The sequence below is a fragment of the Glycomyces artemisiae genome (assembly GCF_003002955.1).
Lineage (GTDB): Bacteria > Actinomycetota > Actinomycetes > Mycobacteriales > Micromonosporaceae > Glycomyces > Glycomyces artemisiae.
Map to the genome: position 1 here is coordinate 34934 of NZ_PVTJ01000009.1, position 22669 is coordinate 57602.

Sequence of the window (22669 nt, forward strand, 5' to 3'; positions counted from 1 at the left end):
TTGGGGGCATGAGCCTCCTCGACAGCACCGAGCGAACCTCGGCACGGACACTGTGGCGCGGCGGGCGGGTCCTGAGCCCGACCCACCCGGCCGCGACCGCCCTGCTCACCGACGGCGACAGGATCGCCTGGATCGGCGACGAGACGGATGCGCCCGCCGCCGGCCGCACCGTCGACCTCGAAGGGGGCCTGGCGGCCCCGGCGTTCGTGGACTCGCACGTCCACCTCACCGGCACCGGGGCCGCACTCATCGGCCTGCACCTCGCCGGGCTGCCGTCGGCGGCCGTCGTCCTCGAACGCGTCGACAGCTTCGCCGCGAGCCTGCCCGCGGACGGGATCGTCCTCGCCCACGGCTGGGACGAGACCGCCTGGGACGACCCCGCGCCGCTCACCTCCGAGGCCCTCGGCAAGGCCGCCGGAGGCCGCCTCGCGTACCTGTCGCGGACCTGCGGCCACACCGGCGTCGCCGCGCCCCGGCTCCTCGCCGAGCACCCCGAGCTCGCCGCCCTCGACGGCTACGACCCGTCCGGGCTCCTCACCCGCGCCGCCCACCGCGCCGCCCGCGCCACCCTGAACGCGGCCGTCCCGCTCAGCCAGCGCCTCGCCATCGCCCAGGCCGGGCTGACCCATGCCGCGAGCCTCGGCATCGCCGCCATCGCCGAGATGGCGATCCCGAACGACGCCGACCCGCTCACCGAGGCCGAGTTCTCGGGTCTCGTCAAGCTGGGCCGCGAGCCCGGGAACCCCGCCGTCTACGGCTGGTGGGGCGAGCTGCGGGCCACCGAGAAGGCCCGCGACCTCGGCGCCCACGGCAGCGGCGGCGACCTCTCCGCGGACGGGTCCCTGGGGGCCCGGACGGCGTTCCTGCGGACTCCGTACGCCGACGAGGACACCCTCGGGGCGCAGTATCTGACCGCCTCTGACGTTGCGGCTCATCTTCGCGATGCCCATCGTTTCGGGCTTTCCGCCGCATTCCACGCGATCGGGGACGGCGCTATCGCGGCCGTCCTGGACGGCCTCGACCGGGTCGAAGCGGAGATCGGGCTCGACGCCGTGCGGCACGCCCGCCACCGCATCGAGCACGCCGAGCTGCTGGACGCGCAGCTCATCGCCCGGATGGTCCACCACGGCGTCCACGCGTCCGTGCAGCCCGCGTTCGACGCCGCCTGGGGCGGCCCCGACGGCATGTACGCGGCCCGGCTCGGGCGCGACCGGGCGCTGGCGGCGAACCCGCTCTCGCGGCTCGCCGGGGTCGGCGTGCCGCTGGCGTTCGGATCGGACTCGCCGGTGACCGCACTGGACCCGTGGGGCGGTGTGAGGGCCGCCGTGCGGCACTGGAACCCGGTGTCGCGGCTCCCGATGGCCGCGGCGTTCGCGGCGGCCACCAGAGGCGGCTGGAGGGCCCTGGGGATCGACGACTCCGGGTCGCTCGTCCCGAACACCCGAGCGAACTTCACAGTGTGGGACCTCACCGGGACCGGTCTCCCCGACTTGAGTGATCCCGATGCCCCCGAGCCGGAGTGCCGCCTCACGGTCGCCGAAGGATCGCTCGTGTACACGCGCGCCTGACCTGGCACTGCGCTTGCGGCGGTGCTGACGCGAGAAAAATTGCTGGACCAAAATTCCGACCCGGTCGACGCCCTCGGCGCTGTTTGGCTTACGGTGGTCTGGTCCTCGGCGGACGACCTGAAACGGTGGCCCGCCGAACGTCGGGGGCGACTCGACTTGCTTTGCTCCCACGCAGACTGGACAAGGTGACAGCGCGGCCGCACTGTCACCGGCGGCCAGGTCCAGATCGCGGGGGTCGGCGGAGGAAGGCGGGCCGGTCGCCGGTGGTGGACCCGCGGCGGATGCAGGTGATCCCTAGACAACAGCTCGTAGACGCTCAGCCAGACGGGTGCGAGTTGGTCCGAAGATCACCGGTGAACGCGGCAGGGGACACCGGCCGTACAGGGACTGGGAGAAACCCGTGCGAGGGGCGTAGCCGGACACAGCTACGCCCCTTTGCCGTGTCCGCAGTACGCTAGAGCCCCACCGGGCGCGAATTCCGCTCGCGCCGGTCGCATCCCAGGCCAGCGCACGAGCGAGGAGCGCCCTTCTTGAGCACCGTGATCGACGACGACCGCGACGCGCCTCCCTCGGAGGACGCCCCCGCGCCGCAGCCCGTCAAGGCCCGCCGCGGCCTCCTCCTGGTCGACTCGCCGCTCGGGCGCCACCTGAGCCTCCCCGCCGCGCTCGTCCTCGCGATCGCCTCCGGCCTCCTCGCCGTCCTCGCGTTCCCGCCCTACGGGGTCTGGCCGCTCGCGGCCGTCTCGGTCGCCGGGTTCGGCGCGGCCGTCCACCGCAGGCGCCTGCGCGGCGGCCTCGGCGTCGGCTTCGTGTACGGCATGGCGTTCTTCATGCCGCTCCTGGCCTGGTCCTCAACGCAGGTCGGCCAGTGGCCCTGGATCTTCCTGTCCGCGCTCGAAGCGCTCGGCACCGGCATCCTCGGCGCCGGGCTCGCCGTCTGCTCGCGCCTCATCGACCGCCACCGCTGGACCTGGGCCCCGCTCACCGGCGTCGCCTGGGTCGCCCAGGAGGCGCTCCGCGACCGCCAGCCCTTCGGCGGCTTCCCCTGGGCCCGCCTCGCGTTCAGCCAGGCGGACGCTCCCACTGCGGCCGCCGCCTGGCTCGGCGGCGCGCCGCTCCTCAGCTTCCTCGTGGCGCTCACCGGCGGGTTCTTCCTCGTCGCGGGGTACGCGGTCGTGACGCGCCGCCTCGGCGGGCTCCGCAAGGCCGCCGCGTTCATCGCCGCGGCCGCCGTCGCCACCATCGCGCCGCTCGCGCTGCCGATCGGGACCACCGCGCCCGCGGGGGAGACCGTCAACGTCGCCGTTGTCCAGGGCAACGTCCCGCGCCTGGGCCTGGGCTTCAACGAGCAGCGCCGCGCCGTGCTCGACAACCACGTGCAGGCCACCCTCGATCTCGCCGACGCCGTCAACGAGGGCCGCGCCGAGCGGCCCGACCTGGTGGTGTGGCCCGAGAACGCCTCCGACATCGACCCGATCGAGAACCAGGACGCCTACGACGAGATCAGCCTGGCCGCGGCCGCGATCGGCGCGCCGATCGTCCTCGGCGGCATCGTCCACAACGACGACGGCACCGTCTCCAACATGAGCATCGTGTGGGACCCCGAGGACGGGCCCGTCCACATGTACTCCAAGCGCCACCCGGTGCCGTTCGCCGAACTCGTGCCCTACAAGGACTTCTTCTCCACCGTCGCCGGCTGGATCGACCCGCGCATGTCCGAGGGCCTCGACAGCGTCGCCGGATTCGAAGCGGGGGAGAGCGACGGCGTGATCCCCGTCGACGGCGCGGAGATCACCGGGCTCATCTGCTTCGAGATCGCCTTCGACGCCGAGACCCGCGACTCCGTCCTCAACGGAGCGCAGCTCATGGTCGTGCAGACCAACAACGCGACCTTCGACACCAACGAGGCGCAGCAGCAGCTCGCTATGGTCCAGATCCGGTCCATCGAGCACGGCCGCGACGGCCTCATGGCCTCCACCGTGGGCGTCTCCGCGTTCACCGACCACACCGGAGCGGTCTCGCAGGCCACGGAGTTCAACACCGCCGCCGTCATCCAGTCGGACCTGACGCTCTCGGACGCCTCGACTCCCGCCGCTGTAGTGGGTATCCTGCCTGAAGCGGTCCTCACCGGAGCGGCACTGGTGGCACTGGCCTGCGCAATCGCCATCAACATCCGGCACCGCCGCGGCCAGGTCTAGAAAGCCGACGCCATGTCCCAGAACCCGGACCGGAACACCCCCGGCAGCGATGCCGGTCCGGCCGTCGTCGCGATCCCGACGTACAACGAGCGCGACAACATCGAGTCCGCCGTCCGGGCCGCCCTCGACGGCTGCCCCGGCATCGACGTGCTCGTCGTCGACGACAGCTCGCCCGACGGGACCGGCGAGATCGCCGACGCCATCGCCGACCGCGAATCCCGAGTCCACGTCCTCCACCGGGCCGAGAAGCAGGGCCTCGGCGCCGCCTACCTCGCCGCGTTCGCGTGGGCCGCCGAGCGCGGCTACCGCGTCGTCGTCGAGATGGACGCCGACGGCTCCCACGACCCCGCCGACCTGCCGCGGCTCCTCGACGCCATCGCAGAGGGCGCCGAACTCTCCATCGGGTCGCGGTACATCCCCGGCGGGTCCGTGCGCAACTGGGCGCTCCACCGGCTCGCGCTCTCCCGCTGCGCGGGGATCTACACGCGCGCGATGCTCGGCCTGCGCGTCCAGGACGTCACCGCCGGATACCGCGCCTACCGCCTCGACGCGCTCCAGAAGCTCGAACTCGACACCGTCAACTCCGTGGGGTACTGCTTCCAGATCGACCTCACGTGGCGGGCCGTCAAGGCCGGTTTTACCATCAGCGAAATCCCGATCGTGTTCACCGAGCGGCGCGCCGGGGCGTCGAAGATGAACGGCGCCATCACGATCGAAGCCCTGTGGAACGTCACCGTGTGGGGGTTCGCCCACCGCGCACGGCAACTGCGGCGCGCCTTCACGCGTGGCAGAATCGAGGAGTGACGCACCAGCAGCCGCCGCAGGCACCCAAACGGGCCCCGTTCGCCGTCAGGCTCGCGCTGGCGGTGTGGATCGTCGCCGAGGCCGCCGCCTTCTTCGGGCTGGCCTACCTCATCGGCTTCGCGTACACCCTGATGATCTTCATCGGCACGACCTTCCTCGGGATCGCGCTCATCCAGTACGTCGGCGCGAAGTCCTTCCGGGCCGCCCGCGACTACCTGAACTCCGGCGGCGACCCGTCCCGCGAACTCCCCAACGGGTACGCGCTCGCGGGCGCGTTCTGCCTCATCATCCCGGGCTTCGTCACCGACCTCATCGGCCTGCTCCTGCTGTTCCCGCCGACCCGGTTCCTGTTCCGGGGCCTGGGGCGCTGGATCGCGGCCCGCACGCCCGTGATGCGCTTCGGCGGGGACGTCATCGACGGCGAGGTGGTCGACGAGCGGGACTACGCGGACACGCCGTTCCCGGACGACGAGCCCAAGCGGTACGACAACGGACCCCGGTCGATCGACCAGGGTCCGTGAGCCTCGCTGACTTAGCGCTCGCCGCGGCGGGCGCGCATCTCCTGAAGGCGCTCGTCGAGGATCTCTTCGAGCTCCTCCATCGAACGGCGCTCCAGCAGCATGTCCCAGTGGGTACGCGGCGGCTTGACCTTCTTCGTCTCCGGCTCCTCGCCGTCGACGAGCTTGGCCGTCGTCCCGTCCAGGCGGCACTCCCACGTGAGCGGGATCTCCGCTTCGACTGCGAAGGGCACCTCGAAGCGGTGGCCCTGCGGGCAGACGTAATCACGGGTCTGGCGGGGCGCCAGCTCCGTGTTGCGGTCCGATTCGTAGCTGACGGCGCCGAGACGGGAGCCCCTCAGCATTCTGTCGCCCATGTTCCCCTGCACTTCCTTTGAGCACTTGCCCTGACCCTCGCAGCCGGACCGGTCGGCCCCCGCTGCTTGCGCGCCCCGCCGATCACGCCGAATCGGGGGGCTTTCGCTTCGTACAACGCCGGGACCTGGCCGGATCCTTCCCGGCACCGCCGTCCGCTGATGCAGCCGTTCCGACGCGGACCCCCAAGTGTGGCCCGGCGCGGCCGCGGCCGCCACGGGCGTCCCCTTGAAGTGTGACACAACACGGGCCCCGATCCGCGCGGGCGAGCACGTGAGATGCCGCTCGCAACCGGGAAGAATGCGGTGCGAACGGTGCGTGAGCGACTGGTGAACTCGAACGGGTCGCATCCGGCGGGGACGCGCACAGTAAGGTGTGCACCAGACAAGGAGTTCTCACATGCACGTGCTTGGAATCGACTTCGGAACCTCGAACACCGTCGCCGTGCTCCGCTCGGCCGACGGACGCGTACGCCCCCTGCTGTTCGACGGTGCCCCGATCCTGCCCTCGGCCGTCTACTACAACTCCGACGGCCGCATGCTCGTCGGCCGCGACGCCGAGCGCAACGCCCGCATGGACCCCGCGCGGTTCGAGCCGAACCCGAAGCGCCGCATCGACGACGGCTCGCTGTTCCTCGGCACCTCCGAGATCCCGGTGCCGCAGGTGTTCGCGTACGTGCTCCAGCAGGTGGCCCTGGAGGCGCAGCGCCAGGCCGGCCAGATGCCCGGCCAGGTCCGGCTCACCCACCCCGCCCGCTGGGGCGAGCGGCGCCGCGCGATCCTCGTGGACTCGGCGCGCCTCGCCGGGCTCCCCGCCCCCCAGCTCATCCCCGAGCCGGTGGCCGCGGCCTCCTACTTCACGTCGGTGCTCGGCACCGCCGTCCCGCCCGGGCGCTCGCTCGCGATCTACGACCTCGGCGGCGGCACGTTCGACGCCACCGTCGTGCGCCGCACCCAGACCGGCTTCGAGGTCCTCGCCGAAGAGGGCGTCGGCGACATCGGCGGCCTCGACTTCGACCACGGGATCGTCGAGCACCTCGGCAAGACCTACGGCGCGTCCCACGCGGCCGACTGGCAGCGGCTCCTGAGCCCGGCCGACGACCGCGACCGCCGCTACCGCCGCATGCTCTACGAGGACGTGCGCGGCGCCAAGGAGACGCTCTCGCGCACCGCGAGCGCCGACATCCACCTGCCCGCGCTCGAAGTCGACGCGCACCTGACGCGCGCCGAGTTCGAGGACATCGCCCGCCCGCCGCTGGAGCGGACCGTGGACTGCCTCCAGCGGGCCATCAGCGCCGCGCGCATGAACCCCGCCGACCTCGTCGGGATCTTCCTCGTCGGCGGCTCCTCGCGCATCCCGATGATCTCCCAGCTCATCCACTCGAAGCTGGGCGTGCCGCCGCAGACGTTCGAGCAGCCGGAGACCGTCGTCGTCGAAGGGGCCGTGCGCGCCGCGTCCGGCCCGGCCCCGACCGACCAGCAGCCGCTGACCCGGCCGACCTCCGGCGGGCCCGTCTCGCCCGCCGGGCACTCGGTGCCGCGCCCGCCCATGCAGGCGCCGTCGATGCAGGCCCCGCAGGCCCCGCCGCAGATGCTGCCGCCGCAGACGAACTACCAGCCCGCGCCCCAGCCGCAGCCGGTCTACCAGCAGCAGCCCGCGAAGCGCCCGCTGACGCAGGAGCCGGCCGTCCTCGTGACCGGCGCGGCCGTCATCATCCTGTTCGTCATCTTCTTCGTGATCCTGTCGACGATCATCTAGGCAGGCCGTCCCGCAGCCGCTTGAGGCCCTCTTCGAGGACCTCCCGCGGCTTGCAGAACGTGAAGCGGACCTCCGGCCGCGGCGTCGCGGGGTCCGCGTAGAACACCTGGTTGGGGATCGCCACGACCCCGCACCGCTCGGGCAGCTCCAGGCAGAGCGCCAGGCCGTCCGCGTACCCGAGCGGCGCGGCGCCGGCCGTCACGAAGTAGGTGCCCTGCGGGCGGTGCACGGTGAACCCGAGGTCGGCGAGCCCCGACGCGAGCAGGTCGCGCCGCTCCGCATAGTCGGCGACGTACTCCTCGTAGAACTCCGGGCCCGAGGCGAGCGCTTCGGCGATCCCGTACTGGAACGGCGTGCCCGACGCGAACGTCAGGTACTGCTTGACGCCCTTGAGCCGGCCGACCAGGTCCGCGGGGCCGGTCGCCCAGCCGATCTTCCAACCCGTCACCGAGAACGTCTTCCCGGCCGACCCGATGCTCACCGTCCGCTCCCACATGCCCGGCAGCGACGCGAACGGCACGTGGGCGAGGCCGTCGAACACCAGGTGCTCGTACACCTCGTCGGTGACCACCAGCAGGTCCCGCTCTGCGGCGACGCGCGCCACGGCCTCCAGCTCGGCGCGGTCGAGGACCGTCCCGGTCGGGTTGTGCGGCGAGTTCAGCAGCAGCACCCGGGTCCGGTCCGTGACGATCTCCTTGAGCCGCACCAGATCCGGACGGAACGCGGGGGCCTCCAGGCGCCACGGCACGATCGTGCCGCCCGCCAGCTCCACCGACGCCTTGTACGAGTCGTAGAACGGTTCCATCGCCACGACCTCGTCGCCGGGCCGCACGAACGCGAGCATCGCCGCCGCGACGGCCTCCGTGGCCCCCGCGGTCACCACGACCCCGTCGTCGACATCCGGTTCGAGCCCGTACCAGTGCCGCTGGTGCGCCGCGATCGCCTCGCGCAGCTCGGGCACGCCCGCGAGCGGCGGGTACTGGTTGCGGCCCTCCCGCATCGCGGCCGCCGCGGCCTCGATCACGCGGGCGGGGCCCGACTCGTCGGGGAAGCCCTGCCCGAGGTTCACGGCGCGGTGCTCCAGCGCCAGCGCCGACATGACGGTGAAGATCGTGGTCTGGGGTACGGCCGGGCCCGTGCGGTCCATGAAGCGCCTCCTTAGCGGACCCGGCCATCATTCCCGCTCAGTCGCGTCGCGGCGCCGCCGCCCCCAGCGATGCGGCGATGCGGGCCGCGATCCGCGTCCGCGAGGCCGCGGTGCGGGCCTGGAGCAGCGGGAGCATGAGCGTGTACCGCTCGCTGCGGGGGAGCGCATCGAACGCCGCCGCGGCGGCCGGGTCGAGCGCCGCGGTCAGCTCGGGCGGGACGGCGGCCGTGGACTGCGGCTCGTACGCCGCCGCCCACCGGCCGTCGGCTTTCGCCTCCGCGACCCGCGCGAGGCCCGCCGGGCGCATCCGGCCCGCGGCCGTGAGCGCCTCGATCTTGGCGCGGTTGACCTGCGACCAGGCGCTGGCGGGCCGCCGCGGGGTGTACCGCTGGAGGAACGAGTCGGCGTCGAGGGCCTTGCGCTGCCCGTCGATCCAGCCGAAGCACAGGGCCGCGTCGAGCGCCTCCTCGATGCGGACGAGCGCGAGGGCCGTGCGGCGCTTGCCGATCCGCAGCCACGCCTCGGTCCCGTCCGCGTGGTGCGCTTCGAGCCAGTCCTCCCACGCGGCGCGGTCCGCGAACTCCAGGGGCGTCACTTCGCCTCTCCCGCAAGGACGTCCAGGTAGTGCTGGTTGAACATGACGCCGAGGACGTTCCCGAACGGGTCGGTGAACGAGGCGGTCTCGAAGCCCTCCCCGCGGACCTTCCGCGGCTCGTACTCCTTGGCGCCCAAGGCGGTGAGCCGCTCGATCGCGGCGTCGAGGTCGTCGACGTGCCAGTACGCGATGGCGCCGCCGGGCCGCGGCTCGTGGGGCGCCCAGGCCCCGGCGATGATCCCCAGCTCCTGGCTGTGGTCGCCGATCCGGAACTCGGCGTACCCGCCCGGGACCTCGAAGTAGGGCCCGAGGCCGAGCAGCTCGGCGTACCAGGCCTTCGCGGCCTCCAGGTCCTCGGCGAAGTAGGTGATGGTGGCGAATCCCCGCAGCATTGGTGCTCCTTCGTTGTCGTTGCACCCCACGCTATGGGCCATTGCGGAAGATCAGCTTCCGCAATGCGTGCGAGAATCCGGGAATGCTGGAGACCTCCGCGCGCCTGCTGCGCCTCCTCGCCCTCCTCCAGGCCCGCCGCGACCGGACCGGGCCCGACCTCGCCGAACGGCTCGGCGTGTCGACGCGGACCGTGCGCGCCGACGTCGACAAGCTGCGGCAGCTCGGGTACCGGGTCGCCTCCACGACCGGGAGCGCGGGCGGGTACCGGCTCGAAGCGGGCAGCGAGCTGCCGCCGCTGCTGCTGGACGACGAGGAGGCCGTGGCGGTCGCCCTGGGGCTGCGCGCGGCGGCGTCGGGGTCGGTGGCGGGCATCGAGGAGACCTCGCTGCGGGCCCTCGCCAAGCTGGAGCAGACGATGCCCTCGCGGCTGCGGCGGCGCATCGAGGTGCTGCGGTCGGCCACGGCCGCGGCGACCGCGGCGGGTCCCGCGGTGGACGCCGAGGTGCTCACTTCGATCGCGGAAGCCGCGCACCGGTGCGAGCAGCTGCGCTTCGACTACCTCGACCGGGCGGGGGAGGAGACGCGGCGGCGCGCGGAGCCGCACCGCCTCGTGTACACCGGGCGGCGCTGGTACCTCCTCGCCTGGGACGTCGACCGCGGGGACTGGCGCACGTTCCGGGCCGACCGCATCCGGCCCCGGATTCCCAACGGCCCCCGGTTCGCCCCGCGCGAGCCCCCGGAGGGCGCGGTCGACCACGTGCTCAAGGGGATCGGGCGCACCGCCTGGGAGCACCGGGCCCGCGTCCGGTTCCACGTGCCGCTGGAGGCCGCCGCCGAGCGGCTGCCCATCGGGAGCGGCGTGCTCGAAGCGGCCGGGGCGGACGCGTGCCTGTGGGAGACCGGCAGCGACTCCTTGGAGGACCTGGCGCGGTTCACCGCCGGGCTCGGCCTGCCGTTCAGCGTCGAAGCGCCCCAGGAGCTCCGCGAGGAGCTGCGGCGCCTCGCCGAGCGGCTCCGGGCCGCCTTATCCGGCGGCCCGCGCGAGCTTCGCGAGGAGCCCGGCGAGGGTCTGCCGCTCGGCGGCGGTGAGGGGCTCCAGGAGCCGCGCCTGGTTCGCGAGGTGCACGCCCATGAGCCGGTCGGTCATCTCCTTCCCCTTGCGCGTCAAGGAGATCTGACGGCCGCGCGCGTCCTCGTCGGCCACCGACCGCTCCACGAGGCCCTTCGCTTCGAGCCGGTCGACGCGCTTGGTGATCGCGCCGGTGGTGACGAGCACCGTGCGCGAGAGGTCGCCCGCCGAGAGCGCGTACGGCTCCCCGGAGCGGCGCAGCGCCGCGAGGACGTCGAAGTCGCCGTTGCCGAGCCCGGCCTCGGCGAAGGGCGGGCGCAGCTCCCGGTCGAAGCCGTCGGCGAGGCGGAACAGGCGGCCCACCACCAGCATCGGGGAGGCGTCGAGGTCGGGGCGCTCGCGGTGCCACTGGGCGACCATGTCGGCGACGGCGTCGTTCCTGTCGTTCGGCATGGCTTGCATTCTACCTTCCAAGGAAGATAAAATGTCTTCCATGGAAGACAACTCCTCCTCGGCGCGCCGCCGGTTCATCGCCGCGAGCTTCACCGACGCCCTCGGCCAAGGGGTCTACGTGCCCCTCACCATGCTCTTCGTCCACGCCCTCACCGGACTCACCCTCACCGCCATCGGCACCGGCCTCACCCTCGCCGGGCTCGGCGCGCTCGCCTCCATGCCCGCCGTCGGCGCCCTCGTCGACCGCTTCGGCGGCAAGCGCGTCTACGCCGCCGCGCTCGCCCTGCGCGCCATCGGCTTCGCGCTCTACCCCCTCGCCCACTCCTACCCCGCGTTCCTCGCCGTCGCGCTCGTCGTGGCCGTCGCCATGTGGGCCGCCCCGCCCAGCCAGCAGTCCCTCATCGGCGACATGGCCGAAGGCGCGGAACGCGACCGGCTCCTCGCCTGGGACCGGAGCCTGCGCAACGGCGGCATGGGATTCGGGGCCCTCGCCGCTGCCGGGATGCTCGCCGTCGACGGCGACGCCGGCTTCTTCGCCGCCGCCGCGCTCCTCGCCGCCGCCTGCGCCGCGGCCGCGCTCACCGTCACCACCATCCCGGTCCGACGCCGCGTCACCGCCGCGCCCCGCGAAGCCCGCGGCGGCTACCGCGAAGTCCTCGCCGACCGGCCCTACCTCGCGATCACCGCCGCGAACTTCCTCATCGGCTTCGGCTACACCGCGCAGGCCATCGCCCTGCCCGTGTTCCTCACCCGCGACGTCGGCCTCCCCGGCGCGCTGGCGGGCGGCGTGTTCGCCGTGAACACCGCGCTCGTCGCCGTCCTCGGCGTGCCCGTCGCCCGCGCCATGGCCCGGGCCCGCCGCGCCCGCGGCGCCGCGCTCGGCACCGCCGTCTTCGCCGCCTCCTTCGCCGCCTTCGCAACACTGCCCGCCCTCGGCGGCGGCATCGTCGCGGTCCTCATCGTCGCGATCGTCTACACCGCAGGGGAGCTCATCCACTCCGCGCCCGCGCAGAGCCTCTCCGTCCAGGCCGCGCGCGACCACGTCCGCGGTCGCTACCTCGCGGTCTACCAGCTGTCGTGGTCGCTGTGCCGCACCGTCGCGCCCCTGGTCCTCGGGCTGCTCCTCGACGCCGGGACGTGGCAGCTGTGGGCCGTCCTCGCCGCAGCGGTCCTCGCGGGCGGGCTCCTCCTGCTGCGCACCGAGCGGGCCCTCCCCGCGCACGCGGCCGCCGGTTTCAGCCGTTCGGCGGATACGCAGCGCACCCACGCCGTCACCGCCTCCGCGTAGCCTGAGAGGACGGCCACCCGGCGCTCCCCTCCGGAAGAAGGCACCCATGCCGAAGCTCCTCGTCACCCTGCGCACCCCCGGCGACCGCGACGCGGTGCGCGACACCGGGGTCGAAGTCCTCGCCGAATACCCCGACTCCCTGCTCGTCACGTCCACCTCGGGCCAGGCCCGCGACCTCGCCGACCGCGGCGTCGAGACCGCGCCGCTCCCCGAGCAGCCCGTCCAGACCGCGGGCGCCTCCTTCCAGTTCGCCGCCGCAGTGGACGCCCAGGAGACCGCCGCGATCGAGCCCGAGCCCGGCCGCACCGCCTACTGGCTCGTCAAGCTCATCGGCCCGCCCACCGCCGACTGGCTCGGCGAGCTCACCGAAGCGGGCGCCGAGATCCACGGCAGCCTCTCCGGGTTCACGCTCCTCGTCGGCGCGCTTCCCGAACGCGTGCAGGCGATTCGCGACCTCCCGCGGGTCGAGGAGGTCACCCCGTACCGGCCCGCCATGAAGGTCTCGCCGAAACTCCACCCGCGGCCCCGCCGCGACCTCGACGCCGCCTACCTCGCCGCCGTCGACGCCGACGCGTTCACCGACGACGCCCTCCAGATGGTCGAGGTCTCCGTCTTCCCCGGCGAGGACTCCGGCGCGCTCGTGCGCCGCATCCGCGAGTCCGGCGGCACCGTCCTCACGGTGCTGCCCTCCTCCGTCGTCGCCAGCCTGCCCCGCACCGTCATCGCCGACCTCGCCGACCTCCAAGGGGTGCAGGCGATCGTGCCGTACGCGTTCTCGCAGACCAGCAACGACCGCGCCGCGGCCGTCATGGGCGTGCCCGCCGTCGCCGAGGCCGTCGGGCTCACCGGGGCCGGGCAGATCGTCGGCATCGCGGACTCCGGGCTCGACAACGGCGACCCCGAGACCCTCCACCCCGACGTGCGCGGCCGCGTCGCCGGGATCACCTCCTGGCCCACGCGCTCAGTGCTCGCGCCCTTCACGAACGACCCGCCCGCCCACGACGACGGCCCCGCCGACGTCGAATCCGGCCACGGCACGCACGTCACCGGCTCCGTCCTCGGCAACGGCGAAGCGGCCCGCCTCGCGGGCGCCGGGACCGTCCCGGCCGGGACCGCCCCCGCCGCGCAGGTCTTTTTTCAAGCGGTGAACCACCCTATTGCATCTTAAGGCGTAAGCGATTAAGCTGGGCAAATGCCGATCTCCCCCAACGCGGTGCTCGCGATCTATGCCCGCATCACCATTGACAGGTTCGGGCGCAGAGAAGGCGTCGAAGTCCAGGAACGCTACGGCCGCGGCTACGGGGCCGACGTCTTCCCGGACCTGCCGATCGAGGTCTTCGCCGACAACAACATCACCGCCGCCGACCCCAACGTGGAGCGTCCCGAGTTCGAGCGGCTCCGGCGCTGGCTCAAGGACGGCATGATCGCCCAGATCTGGAGCATCGAGCAGTTTCGGCTCGTCCGCCAGGAACTTGAGTGGTTCCGATTCGCCGTCGAGCTCGACGCCGCCGGCATCACCGAGATCCACACCCGCCGAGAGGGCATCATCCGCGTCGACGACGACGTCGCCAGCATCCGCGCCGTCCTCGGCGCCGGCGAGGTCCGCCGGGTCAAGAAGCGCGTCAACGACCGCAACCTGGACAACGCCATGCGCGGACTCCCGCCCGGGAGCGTCCCATTCGGGTACCGGCACCACCGGCCCCCGGTCGGGACCCGGACCTATGCGATCGTGCCCGAGCAGGCTGAGGCGCTGCAATGGGCGGCCGACATGATCCTCAACTGCGGGTGGAGCACCGAGCGTTGCGCGCAGGAGCTGCGTTCGCGCGGGATGCACGGGCCCAAGCGGCGCAAGGTCATCGACCCCGAAACGAAGGAGCCGGTCATCGACCTCGCCACCGGGGAGCCGGTAACCCGGCCATCGAAGCTGACCGCGCAGATGCTCAGGAACGCTCTGATCAGCCCGTCGATCGCGGGTCTGCGCGTCTACAGGAAGGAAATCGTCGGGAAGGGCAACTGGGAGGCGATCCTTTCCGAAGAGACCCGCCAACGCTTGTGCGCGCACTTCAACGCACCACGGGACGTGCTCATGCCCAACGGCCGGATGTACCCGGTCGCACCGATGGACCGCACCGGGCGGACCAGGCGCCGCTACCTGCTGACCGGCGGCATGGCCGTATGCGGCGTCTGCAATGCCCGGCTGGTAGCGAGCCTGAAGCAGAAGAAGGGCAAGGAGTCGATCCCGTACTACTCGTGCCACCCGAAGGTCGGCGGCAGAGGGTGCGTGGGTATCGACGGGACCAAGCTTGAGGAGTACGTCGTGGAGCAGATGTTCGAGGAGCTCGCCAAGCCGGGCCGCCTGGACGCGTTCCTGCGCGACGACCACGCTGACCGGCGAAAAGAACTCGCCGACGAGCTGAGCACGATCGAGAACCGCCGGACCGAGCTCGCCCAGATGTGGGGCGCACGGGAACTCGGCACCGAGGAGTGGCGGATCATGAAGCGGGGGCTCGACGAGGACGAGGTGCGCCTGCGCTCAGAGCTTGCGATGACGCCTCCGCCGCCGGATGGGTTCGACGCGGCCGCGCTCAAGGACCCGCGCGCCTGGGGTTCGATGGAGCTGCTGGAGCAGCGCGCGTTCCTGGAGTTGTTCGTCAAATCCGTGACCGTGAAGCGCGCGACGCCCCCGTACGGCCGGTTCGAGCCGGAGCGGATCGCGATCGAATGGATCTGACAACCGCCGCCCGGCGAAACGCCGGGCGGCGGCCCTGTTCCCAGTCTTTCAACTGGTACCCGTCTCTCACTGTCCTCGCTGGTAACGCTACCTGTCATCAACCGAACGGCCGCGGGTTACGTCCACTTAGCGGGGAAAAGGAGCGGCCCGGGGGACTGAACCCCCAGTTGACCCCGGGCCGCTCTGCCCTCGCCGTGCGCTTCGGCTCGGGCGCCTGGGAGGGGTTCCCCAGACATGTCATGCAAGATCATCTTCGGTGGGTATGACACCCGGTCGAGTGACAGGCCGGGCGCGGCCGCCGAAGCCCACCAGTAGCCGCGCCCGGGCTGGGGGTGGGCCGCCGCCAATGCCCGGAAGCGGCGGCCCACCGAAGGCGCGCGGGGCCAAGAGATGCGGCCCCGCGCCGGGGGAGGGCGGCTCAGAGGCCCTCGTACCGCCAGACGGCGCCAGCCAGGCCGTCCGCGGTCGGCGGCCCGTCGGGAGGACGACGCCGCGACTGCCGCGCAAGGGCGGCAACGATCTGGCCGCGGCGTTTACCCCGCCACGGCCAGACGTCACGGGCGCGGTCCCCACGCGAACGGCGACTCCGCGCCCGCGCCCGAGTTTGAGGTGGCCGCAGCCGGTCCGGGGATGAACCGCTGCGGCCTGCTCCGGGAGAGAATCACTACCCGAAGTCTGAGAGGGTCGCCACGCGAGTGCGCCGCGCGACGGCCCAGGGACGGACCGCCGCGCCAGCAGGGCGGCCCTGTCGGGAAAGCGCAGGACGGTCATACGGTGCCCCACCTGATCGAGAGCGCCTTGATCGCCTCGCGCTCTTGGGTGTCGAGCCAGTCCTCCGCGTACGCCTCCTTGGCCTTGTCGGTCCAGACCACCGCAGCGTCGTCAGTGCCGCCGCCCGAGAGCGTCCCGGCGTCTATGTGGCCCCCGTCGTGCCGGAAGCGCAACAGCGCATCGCGGCGCTCCCGGCGCCCCCACACCTGCACGGTGATGATCGCGTCCGCGGGGCCGGTCCTCCACGTAGCCATGAAGACCCGGCCGGGCGGGTCGGCGAGCTCCTCCACCACGGACGTCATGCCGCCACCCGCAGCGCCTCGTCAAGGGCCGCAGAGAGCTCGTCGAGGTTGAGGTGCCGGTATGCCTGCGTGGGCATGAGGGCGCCGAGGCCCGCCGTTGCCACGAGCGGGTCCCGCGCGTTCCCGGTGCCGCGCTCGTACACGTACGTGATCGTGCGGGAGTCACCCGGGTGGACGTGCCCAAGCACCGGGACGTCCACGACCCGCAGGTCCAGGCCACACGCGGAGATTTCGACGGATCGGCTCATACCGACTCCAGGGTGACCGCGTCGATGACGGCGAACGGCTTGCGGTGCTCCGCTTCGTACCTATCGAGGCAGCCGAGCCTGCGGGCGATGTACCACTCCCGGGACCGCCGCGGGTACTCCGGCGGGACCTCTTCCTCCAGACGAGCCGGGGCGTCCGCGCCGCGCCGACGTGCGGCCTGGCCGCTCACCGGACACCCCGCGTGAGTTTCTCGATCGCGACGGCCAGCTGCCCGGCGACCCACTCCTCCCCATAGGCGCGGACGGCAGCTGGAGAGGGGGTGATCTCCTCGTCCGGGCTACCGAGCTTGGCGATCGTCCCGACCACGATGCTGTTGACGATGCGGACCTCGCCACCGGTCCGGCGGGTTGCGTTGGCGCGGCACCACAGTTCGACGATCTCCGGTCGGCCCGTGGGGGACTCAGCAGGCCACTCGGTCTCGATGTCCAGGTCCTCGGGGGCCGAGGTGACCTCCGCAGTGGCAGGCGTTGCGGGGCTCATCGGGCGATCCACTCCGTCATCGCAGTGTCGATCTCCTCGGCGACCCGGTCGACCCAGCCCTGCCCCACGAGGTCGTGGCCGACCTCGTTCAGGACCGCGACGTACGCGCCGTCGACGAGATCCACGTTCCCGGCATCCCGGGGCCCGTCACCCCAGTACGTGTCGACCACCAGGCCCGCGGCGCCGGCCCCGGCGGGCACGAGGGTGATCCTGGTCGAGTCGCGCTGCCACACCTTGATGGGCGCTTGCGGCTCCGATGGTCGTGCTTCTACGCTGTTCTTGTGCATGAGAGGCCCTAACTCTCGTGTGCCATGGGAGCCCCGCCGGCCTCTGTCCGGCGGGGCTTCGGGCATTCGCAACTTGCGTGGTACGCGAAGCCCGCCCAGCACACGACGGCGCTGGCCCACTTCTGACGGTAGGAGCCGATGACGCGGTCTGGGAAGAGGAATCGCCCTGGACATTTTGTCCCGGGACAAAATGTCCAGGGCGCTGGTTCCATCTGAGGCGCCGCGGTGCGACACTCTCCTCATGAGCACCACCATGACGCGGCCCACGGTGTCCCGGCGCCGGATGGGCATCCGGCTTCAACGTCGACGCCAGGAGATCGGCCTGTCCGAGAGAGAGGTCGCCGAGCTTCTGGGCTACACGTACAAGTCGATCCAGCGGATCGAAAAAGGCACCCAGGGCACGAAGCAGACCACCATCGAGAAGTTCATCGAGCACTACAAGATCCCCGGCGACGAAGCCAGCTACCTCCTGGGCCTCCGTGTCCGCGGCGCCGAGCGCGGCTGGTGGGAGGACTACATCGACAAGGGCACCAAGGAAGGTACGAGGCCGGACTTCCCGATGTTCCTGGAGTACGAGCAGATCGCGACCCTCATCCGCTGCTACGAGGCGGAACTCGTCCCCGGACTCCTCCAGACCATCGAGTACCTCCGCTGGCTCCAGCGGGTGCAGCTGCCGATCCCGCACGAGGTCGCCGAGAAGGTCGGGCTGCTGCGCGAGCGCCGTCAGGCGCTGTTCGCGAACCGGACCGACATGCCGCAGATGCAGTTCCTCCTCGGCGAGTCGGTGATCCGGACCCTGATGCAGCTGCCCGCGGAGGTCCGCGACGGCCAGCTGGCGCGGCTGACCGACACGGCGCGGATGGCCGGGGTTGAGATCAGAGTGGTCATGCAGCTGCACCCGCTCGCCGCGGGGAACTGCGTGATCCTCAACGATCCCGAGGATTTCCCGCCGATCGTCTACACCGACCACCTGGATGGGTGCCGGTACTTGGAGGACGCGGACGTAACGTCTAGGTACGAGTTCGCGTTCTCGCGGACTTGGGAAATGTCCGTTTCGATTGAGGAGTACCTGAATGAGCACGTCTAGGCCATGGCGTAAGTCGAGTCGTAGCCAGGGCAACGGCGGCAACTGCGTCGAGGCGCGGCCGGGAGCCGGGGGGTTCCAGGTGCGCGACTCGAAGCTCGGCGACGACTCGCCGATCCTCGGGCTCGCCGTGGGCGACTTCGAGAGTTTGCTGCGCGCCGCCCGCTGACCTTCCGGCGCCCCCGGCAGGATCATACGAACGACGGCAACAACCACGCATTAGCACCCAGAGTAGCCGGGTCGGCCCCATGGTGGGGCCGACCCGGCTCATTCGTGCCCCCAGATCCACGACTGCGGAAGGGCCTTGACCGGCCCGCGAGCGGCGTGCATCATGGAGGGTGCGGCGTAACCGGTTTGAACCCGGCCCTCCTCGATGAGGGGCGTAGTTGGACGCGGCTCGACCGACGAAGCAGTACCAGGGGATGCCCTGGGACCCTCCGCGACAGCAGCCAATAGGAGACATCCGCGCCGCACGTACGAAGCCCCGCTCCCTGATGAGGGAGCGGGGCATCTTGCTTGTTGAGGGCCTGTTCACGGGCGCCTTTGTGGGCATGTTACCGATCATCCTCGGTCGCGCCCTTGAGCATCTTCGCGTACTCCTCGACGTACTTCTTGACGAACGCCCACCCGCCGTTGCCGTCGATGCGGGTGCCGACGAGCTGACCGCGGTCGGCGAGGCGGTGGACGTACTGCTTGGAGTAGCCGAGGATCGCGGCGGCGCCGGGGATGGAGACAAGTTCGGGAAGTTCAGGGCTTGTTCGTGGCATGGGTTGAGCCTACTCCGATTAGTTGACCCGGGTCAACCTGGGGTCTCTCATACTTTCGGTCAATTGTTGCCCTGAACTGCATGTTCTAGTTGACCCGGGTCAACTCATGGGCTATGCTTATGTCATACCCCCCGAGAGGAGCCCCGAAATGACCACCACCGCCACCACCGTCCTGGACTGGCAGAACACCCAGAGCGACACCTTCCAGACCGTCCACCAGGCCATCGACCGTCACGGCCGCCGCTACGTGATCACCACCGCCCTTTCCATGGCTGGCGGCGAGCTCGTCTCCTGGCTGACGATCACTAGCACCGGCGACGACGGGACGCGGACCACGCTCCACCAGGACCGCTACGCCACCACCCAGGGCTCCAAGGTCGCCGCGGCCGCGTGGTTCAAGCGCCACCCGCTCACCGAGGTCGAGTTCGCCGGCCCCGAGCACGTCGAGGGAGCCACTGGCACCGAGCACATTCAGGCCGCGATCCTCACCCTCATCAAGACGGGCACCTGGGCCTCGCTCGCCGGCCTCCGAGCGAAGTTCGGCACCGCGATCGCCCGGGACCGCATCGACCAGGCCCTGACCGACCTCGTCACCGCCCGCAAGATCATCCTCATCCCCGAGTCCAACCAGAAGACCCTCACCGACGCTGACTGGAACGCGGCCCTGTGGCTCGGCGGGGAGTACCGCCACCTCGCCGCCCTCCCCTCCATCCGCTAGCCAACCGGGCCCCGGGAGACCGGGGCCCACCACCGCCAAAGGAGCGCCATGTTCACCCGCGACCAGGTCCCCGCCACTCTGCTCGACACCATCCCCGACACCGACACCGACATCCCCGCCCTCGTGGACGTGGTCACCGAAGCCGCCACCCGCTTCGCCGCCGAACGGAGCGCCGAGCAGGGACTCAACCCCGGCGCCAAGGCCGACGTCTTCTACGGCACGTGCGAGGCCCTCTTCAACACCTACCTCGACCGGATCGCCGAACTCCACGGCGACGACCGCGCCGGGCGGCTCGCGGCCGCCCTGGACTCCTACCTCGATCGCCTCGACGCCACCGCCTGACCTGAAGGGAACCACCATGGTCAACCCGATCACTCCGACCCGGGACCAACTGATCGCGACCCGAGATGAGCTCCGCGCCCAATCCACACAGATCCGCCGCGGTAGCACCGACCTCGCCGGCAACGACTTGGAGGACGCACAGCGCCAGCACCGTCGGCTGATGACTCGAATCTCCGAGCTCAACGACGCGATCCGCAACCGGTAGCGCCGGACCGGAGCACTCCAGGACCACCAAGAACCGCACGGCTCCGAGCATCCGGGGCCCACCCAACCAGAGAGGACGACATGACCGACGACGACACCAAGCCCGCGAAGTTCCACATCCAGGCCGACAACCTCACCATCGGCATCCAGGGCGGCGACAACCACACCATCATCGCCATGGGGCAGGGAGCCCAGGGCCACAACCACACCCACATCCACAAGGCGCGCGGTACCGACGACAAGCCGGACTCCCAGCCCGGCAAGGGCCGCCACCGCAAGAACTAGCCTCCCGGGGCCCCAGCGGGCCCCGGGCCACCCGCACCCCAGGAGACCCGCATGACGACCACCATCGACCACCTCACCGACCAGCGCAACTCACTCCGCGACATGACCGGTAAAGCCGACCAGAAGGCCGGCCTCCTGCTCATCGCGCCCGGCTCCGCACTCGCCACCGCGGGCACCGTCGCCGACCTCACCGGGGCCGCCGCGGTCCTCGGCGCGCTCGCCCTCGGCGTCGCGGTCGCCATCGTCCCCGCCATCGTCGGGATCCTCTGGCCGCGGCTGCTGCGCCGCCGCGTGCAGACCGTCGAGGAGATCGTCACCGCCGCCGAGCTCACCGCGGATAGCGAGTTCACCTCGGCTGACCGGCTCGCCGAGGAGATCCAGGCGCTCCAGCGGATCATGGCGATCAAATGGCGGTGGACCCGGATCGCGCTCGCCCTAGTCCTCGCCGCGGTCACCCTCGCCGGGTTGACCGCGCTCGCCGCCCTCTGACCGACCACGTGAGGCCCCGCCGGATGGCGGGGCCTTCGTCGTGTCCGGATCCGGCCGGACGCCGTGCGGTTTCGGATGCGTCCGACCCCGGACTAGAAAAGTACCAACATGGAGCATATTATGGAGGGCGTGTCGTCCGGCCGGACAGCACGAAGGGCCCCGCCGCTGGAACCGGACGGAGCCCCTCTGACCACCGAAGGGAACAGGCCCTCACGATGGCTACGGACACCCTACAGGCGCCCCCCGCGTCCCACCAGACCAGCGACAGCGACCCCGCGCCCGTCGAGCGCACTGCTCCGAGCGAGGTCGAGTCGAAGGCGGCCGCCGCGGTCACGAAGGCCGTCGGGACCACCGAGGCCCGCATCACCGAGCACGACGCCAAGGCCGCCCGCAAGATCCGCAACCGCGAGGCCGATCTGGACCTGCGCGAGCGCGAGGCCAAGCTCAAGCGCGAGGACCGCGAGGAGAAAGCCAAGGCGAAGGAGCGCCGCAAGGCCGCCCGCGCGACCCGTCGGGCCGCCCGCCGCAAGGCCCGCCTCGACAGCGTCCGCGGCGCCTACACCCGCACCCGCGAGTACATCTCGACGAACGCGCCATCCGTGTACTCGACGCTCATCTACGTGATGGCGGGTGGCGTCGCCGTGACCGGCCAGCTCGGCATGGCCGCGGACCGCGGCTGGTCGCCACTGTTCGGCATCGGCATGGCCGCGTTCCTGGAGGGCACCGCGCTGTCCATGGCGCTCACCGCGAACCAGCTCCGCCTCAAGGGCGAGCGGGCCCTCGTCCCCACCATCGCCACGTGGGCCGCCGCCGGGTTCGCCTCGGCGATCAACTACCTCTCGCACCAGCAAGAGGACCAGCTCCTCGCCGTTGTCCTCGGCGCGTCCTCGCTCGCGGCGATCATCGTGTGGGAGGTCCGATCCGGCGCGAAGCACCGCGAGGCCCTCCGCAAGCTCGGATTCATCCCCGAGCCGCCCGAGCGGTTCGGACTTCGTCGCTGGGTCCGCTACCCGCGGTCGACGTGGCGGGCCTGGAGCCTCGACGTGCGCGACCGCGTCGGCACCGGCGCCGCCGCCCTCCTCGCCCGCATCGAGCAGGCCCGGGACGCCAAGGCCGCCGCCGCGCGCGAGGCTGCCGCGCAGGCCGCCCAGTGGGGTGCGCTTGCGGTCGCCCTGGCCGCCGCCAACGAGGCCGCCGCCGCGAAGGAGGCCGCCGACCGGGCCGTCGAGCTCGCGGGCCGCGCCGCCCCGCGCGAGCGCCGCGGGTGGTTCGACCGGTTCAAGCGCGGCGCGAAGGACCAGGCCGTGGCGGTCGTCGCCGCGCTCGCCCCGGCGCCCGCCGCGAAGGAGCCCGCGGCCGCCCCGGTCAAGCCGAAGGCGACCACTGCGAAGTTCGACGAGGCTCCGAAGGCCCCGCGCCGCGCGGCAGCCGAGGCGCCCGCCAACGATCGCCCCGCGCCGCGGCCCGCCTCCAAGAACGCCGATGTCCTCGCCGCCGCGTGGGCCGCGCTGGAGCACTCGCTCGGGCGCTGGCCGACCGTCGCCGAGCTCGCGACGGAAACCGGGATCGCGCGCAGCACGTGCGGCGACTGGCGGAAGAAGCACGTCGACCAGCTCAAGCAGGAGGCCGCGGTATGAGCACCGAGCCGCGTCCGGGTTGGCCCCGGACGGACATCCTCGTGGTCCCACTGTCGGATGCGGACGGGCGTCCGGCCGCGCCGTCCGAGGCTCACGTCATCCGGGCCGCCCCGGGTCCGGCGCCGGGCCGGACGGGGCCGCCGGGACCGTCCGGTCCGGC

27 protein-coding genes and 1 pseudogene are annotated in these 22669 nt (G+C 71.8%); 17 read left to right on the forward strand and 11 right to left on the reverse strand.

Going from position 1 to position 22669, the window contains the following annotated elements; translation table 11 throughout:
• The first annotated feature begins 8 nt into the window (after nt 1-8).
• The 4 genes from B0I28_RS20990 to B0I28_RS21005 all read left to right on the forward strand — a co-directional run bounded on the left by B0I28_RS20990 (nt 9) and on the right by B0I28_RS21005 (nt 5091).
• Nucleotides 9-1568: an amidohydrolase gene (locus tag B0I28_RS20990; RefSeq protein WP_106365819.1), complete on the forward strand. Its 1560-nt coding sequence runs from the start codon at nt 9-11 to the stop codon at nt 1566-1568.
• Nucleotides 1569-2107: 539 nt separating this feature from the next.
• The gene (gene lnt, locus B0I28_RS20995) at nt 2108-3766 is read left to right on the forward strand and encodes an apolipoprotein N-acyltransferase (RefSeq protein ID WP_245889065.1); all 1659 of its coding nucleotides are present in this window, start codon (nt 2108-2110) and stop codon (nt 3764-3766) included.
• Between the two features lie 12 nt (nt 3767-3778).
• Nucleotides 3779-4570 (forward strand): polyprenol monophosphomannose synthase, encoded by a 792-nt coding sequence (locus B0I28_RS21000; RefSeq protein ID WP_106365820.1) that lies wholly within the window; start codon nt 3779-3781, stop codon nt 4568-4570.
• Complete coding sequence (locus B0I28_RS21005) at nt 4567-5091, forward strand: FxsA family protein (RefSeq protein ID WP_181245884.1); 525 nt, start codon at nt 4567-4569, stop codon at nt 5089-5091. The genes B0I28_RS21000 and B0I28_RS21005 overlap by 4 nt, the downstream gene beginning before the upstream one ends.
• An 11-nt stretch (nt 5092-5102) precedes the next feature.
• On the opposite strand, the gene B0I28_RS21010 is transcribed toward B0I28_RS21005, so the two are convergent.
• Nucleotides 5103-5444 carry an RNA polymerase-binding protein RbpA gene (locus B0I28_RS21010; protein ID WP_091028371.1) on the reverse strand — a complete coding sequence of 114 codons (342 nt, stop codon included), beginning with the start codon at nt 5442-5444 and terminating at the stop codon, nt 5103-5105.
• Between the two features lie 397 nt (nt 5445-5841).
• On the opposite strand from B0I28_RS21010, the gene B0I28_RS21015 reads away from it, so the two are divergent.
• On the forward strand, nt 5842-7200 hold the full coding sequence (locus B0I28_RS21015; RefSeq protein WP_106365822.1) for an Hsp70 family protein: 1359 nt from the start codon (nt 5842-5844) through the stop codon (nt 7198-7200).
• Here the strand turns inward: B0I28_RS21015 and B0I28_RS21020 are convergent.
• The 3 genes from B0I28_RS21020 to B0I28_RS21030 are packed head-to-tail and all read right to left on the reverse strand — an operon-like array spanning nt 7193 to nt 9334.
• The gene (locus B0I28_RS21020) at nt 7193-8347 is read right to left on the reverse strand and encodes an aminotransferase class I/II-fold pyridoxal phosphate-dependent enzyme (RefSeq protein ID WP_106365823.1); all 1155 of its coding nucleotides are present in this window, start codon (nt 8345-8347) and stop codon (nt 7193-7195) included. The genes B0I28_RS21015 and B0I28_RS21020 overlap by 8 nt on opposite strands.
• A gap of 37 nt (nt 8348-8384) precedes the next feature.
• Nucleotides 8385-8942, reverse strand: a complete 558-nt coding sequence (locus B0I28_RS21025; protein WP_106365824.1) for a YdeI/OmpD-associated family protein — start codon at nt 8940-8942, stop codon at nt 8385-8387.
• Entirely contained in the window at nt 8939-9334 is a 396-nt protein-coding gene (locus B0I28_RS21030; protein ID WP_106365825.1) for a VOC family protein, read from the reverse strand. The genes B0I28_RS21025 and B0I28_RS21030 overlap by 4 nt, the downstream gene beginning before the upstream one ends.
• Nucleotides 9335-9417: 83 nt before the next feature.
• Between B0I28_RS21030 and B0I28_RS28525 the strand changes: the two are divergent.
• A pseudogene (locus B0I28_RS28525) lies at nt 9418-10362 on the forward strand (helix-turn-helix transcriptional regulator); the annotation flags it as partial.
• On the opposite strand, the gene B0I28_RS28530 reads toward B0I28_RS28525, so the two are convergent.
• Entirely contained in the window at nt 10360-10935 is a 576-nt protein-coding gene (locus B0I28_RS28530) for a MarR family winged helix-turn-helix transcriptional regulator (protein ID WP_219926920.1), read from the reverse strand. The pseudogene B0I28_RS28525 and the gene B0I28_RS28530 sit on opposite strands and share 3 nt — an antisense overlap.
• Here B0I28_RS28530 and B0I28_RS21045 point away from each other — a divergent pair.
• From B0I28_RS21045 to B0I28_RS21055, 3 genes are read left to right on the forward strand one after another with little or no spacing between them, the layout of a single operon-like run.
• Nucleotides 10889-12145, forward strand: a complete 1257-nt coding sequence (locus B0I28_RS21045) for an MFS transporter (protein ID WP_181245885.1) — start codon at nt 10889-10891, stop codon at nt 12143-12145. The two genes, B0I28_RS28530 and B0I28_RS21045, sit on opposite strands and share 47 nt — an antisense overlap.
• A 46-nt stretch (nt 12146-12191) precedes the next feature.
• Nucleotides 12192-13313: a S8 family serine peptidase gene (locus tag B0I28_RS21050; RefSeq protein WP_106365827.1), complete on the forward strand. Its 1122-nt coding sequence runs from the start codon at nt 12192-12194 to the stop codon at nt 13311-13313.
• A gap of 24 nt (nt 13314-13337) precedes the next feature.
• Nucleotides 13338-14876 carry a recombinase zinc beta ribbon domain-containing protein gene (locus B0I28_RS21055; RefSeq protein WP_106365828.1) on the forward strand — a complete coding sequence of 513 codons (1539 nt, stop codon included), beginning with the start codon at nt 13338-13340 and terminating at the stop codon, nt 14874-14876.
• A gap of 767 nt (nt 14877-15643) precedes the next feature.
• On the opposite strand, the gene B0I28_RS21060 is transcribed toward B0I28_RS21055, so the two are convergent.
• The 5 genes from B0I28_RS21060 to B0I28_RS21080 are packed head-to-tail and all read right to left on the reverse strand — an operon-like array spanning nt 15644 to nt 16983.
• Entirely contained in the window at nt 15644-15949 is a 306-nt protein-coding gene (locus B0I28_RS21060) for a hypothetical protein (RefSeq protein ID WP_106365829.1), read from the reverse strand.
• Nucleotides 15946-16197, reverse strand: coding sequence for a hypothetical protein (locus B0I28_RS21065; RefSeq protein WP_106365830.1), 252 nt, complete (start codon nt 16195-16197; stop codon nt 15946-15948). Before B0I28_RS21065 ends, B0I28_RS21060 begins: the two co-directional genes overlap by 4 nt.
• Complete coding sequence (locus tag B0I28_RS21070; RefSeq protein ID WP_106365831.1) at nt 16194-16385, reverse strand: hypothetical protein; 192 nt, start codon at nt 16383-16385, stop codon at nt 16194-16196. The genes B0I28_RS21065 and B0I28_RS21070 overlap by 4 nt, the downstream gene beginning before the upstream one ends.
• Nucleotides 16382-16696 (reverse strand): hypothetical protein, encoded by a 315-nt coding sequence (locus B0I28_RS21075; protein WP_106365832.1) that lies wholly within the window; start codon nt 16694-16696, stop codon nt 16382-16384. Before B0I28_RS21075 ends, B0I28_RS21070 begins: the two co-directional genes overlap by 4 nt.
• Nucleotides 16693-16983 carry a hypothetical protein gene (locus tag B0I28_RS21080; RefSeq protein WP_146148181.1) on the reverse strand — a complete coding sequence of 97 codons (291 nt, stop codon included), beginning with the start codon at nt 16981-16983 and terminating at the stop codon, nt 16693-16695. The genes B0I28_RS21075 and B0I28_RS21080 overlap by 4 nt, the downstream gene beginning before the upstream one ends.
• Nucleotides 16984-17224: 241 nt before the next feature.
• Between B0I28_RS21080 and B0I28_RS21085 the strand changes: the two genes are divergently transcribed.
• Nucleotides 17225-18070, forward strand: a complete 846-nt coding sequence (locus tag B0I28_RS21085) for a helix-turn-helix domain-containing protein (RefSeq protein WP_181245886.1) — start codon at nt 17225-17227, stop codon at nt 18068-18070.
• The gene (locus tag B0I28_RS21090; protein WP_106365835.1) at nt 18057-18236 is read left to right on the forward strand and encodes a DUF397 domain-containing protein; all 180 of its coding nucleotides are present in this window, start codon (nt 18057-18059) and stop codon (nt 18234-18236) included. Before B0I28_RS21085 ends, B0I28_RS21090 begins: the two co-directional genes overlap by 14 nt.
• Before the next feature lie 385 nt (nt 18237-18621).
• Here the strand turns inward: B0I28_RS21090 and B0I28_RS21095 are convergent, their stop codons facing one another.
• Nucleotides 18622-18834: a helix-turn-helix domain-containing protein gene (locus tag B0I28_RS21095; protein WP_106365836.1), complete on the reverse strand. Its 213-nt coding sequence runs from the start codon at nt 18832-18834 to the stop codon at nt 18622-18624.
• 148 nt (nt 18835-18982) lie between these two features.
• Here B0I28_RS21095 and B0I28_RS21100 point away from each other — a divergent pair, with 148 nt between their 5' ends.
• The 6 genes from B0I28_RS21100 (at nt 18983) to B0I28_RS21125 (ending at nt 22509) form a co-directional block, all read left to right on the forward strand.
• Nucleotides 18983-19552, forward strand: coding sequence for a hypothetical protein (locus B0I28_RS21100; protein WP_106365837.1), 570 nt, complete (start codon nt 18983-18985; stop codon nt 19550-19552).
• Between the two features lie 48 nt (nt 19553-19600).
• The gene (locus B0I28_RS21105; protein WP_106365838.1) at nt 19601-19894 is read left to right on the forward strand and encodes a hypothetical protein; all 294 of its coding nucleotides are present in this window, start codon (nt 19601-19603) and stop codon (nt 19892-19894) included.
• A gap of 16 nt (nt 19895-19910) precedes the next feature.
• Complete coding sequence (locus B0I28_RS21110) at nt 19911-20099, forward strand: hypothetical protein (RefSeq protein ID WP_106365839.1); 189 nt, start codon at nt 19911-19913, stop codon at nt 20097-20099.
• Nucleotides 20100-20179: 80 nt separating this feature from the next.
• Nucleotides 20180-20383 carry a hypothetical protein gene (locus B0I28_RS21115; RefSeq protein ID WP_106365840.1) on the forward strand — a complete coding sequence of 68 codons (204 nt, stop codon included), beginning with the start codon at nt 20180-20182 and terminating at the stop codon, nt 20381-20383.
• 51 nt (nt 20384-20434) lie between these two features.
• Nucleotides 20435-20872 (forward strand): Pycsar system effector family protein, encoded by a 438-nt coding sequence (locus B0I28_RS21120; protein WP_106365841.1) that lies wholly within the window; start codon nt 20435-20437, stop codon nt 20870-20872.
• Between the two features lie 215 nt (nt 20873-21087).
• On the forward strand, nt 21088-22509 hold the full coding sequence (locus B0I28_RS21125) for a DUF2637 domain-containing protein (protein ID WP_181245887.1): 1422 nt from the start codon (nt 21088-21090) through the stop codon (nt 22507-22509).
• The last annotated feature ends 160 nt before the right edge of the window (nt 22510-22669 follow it).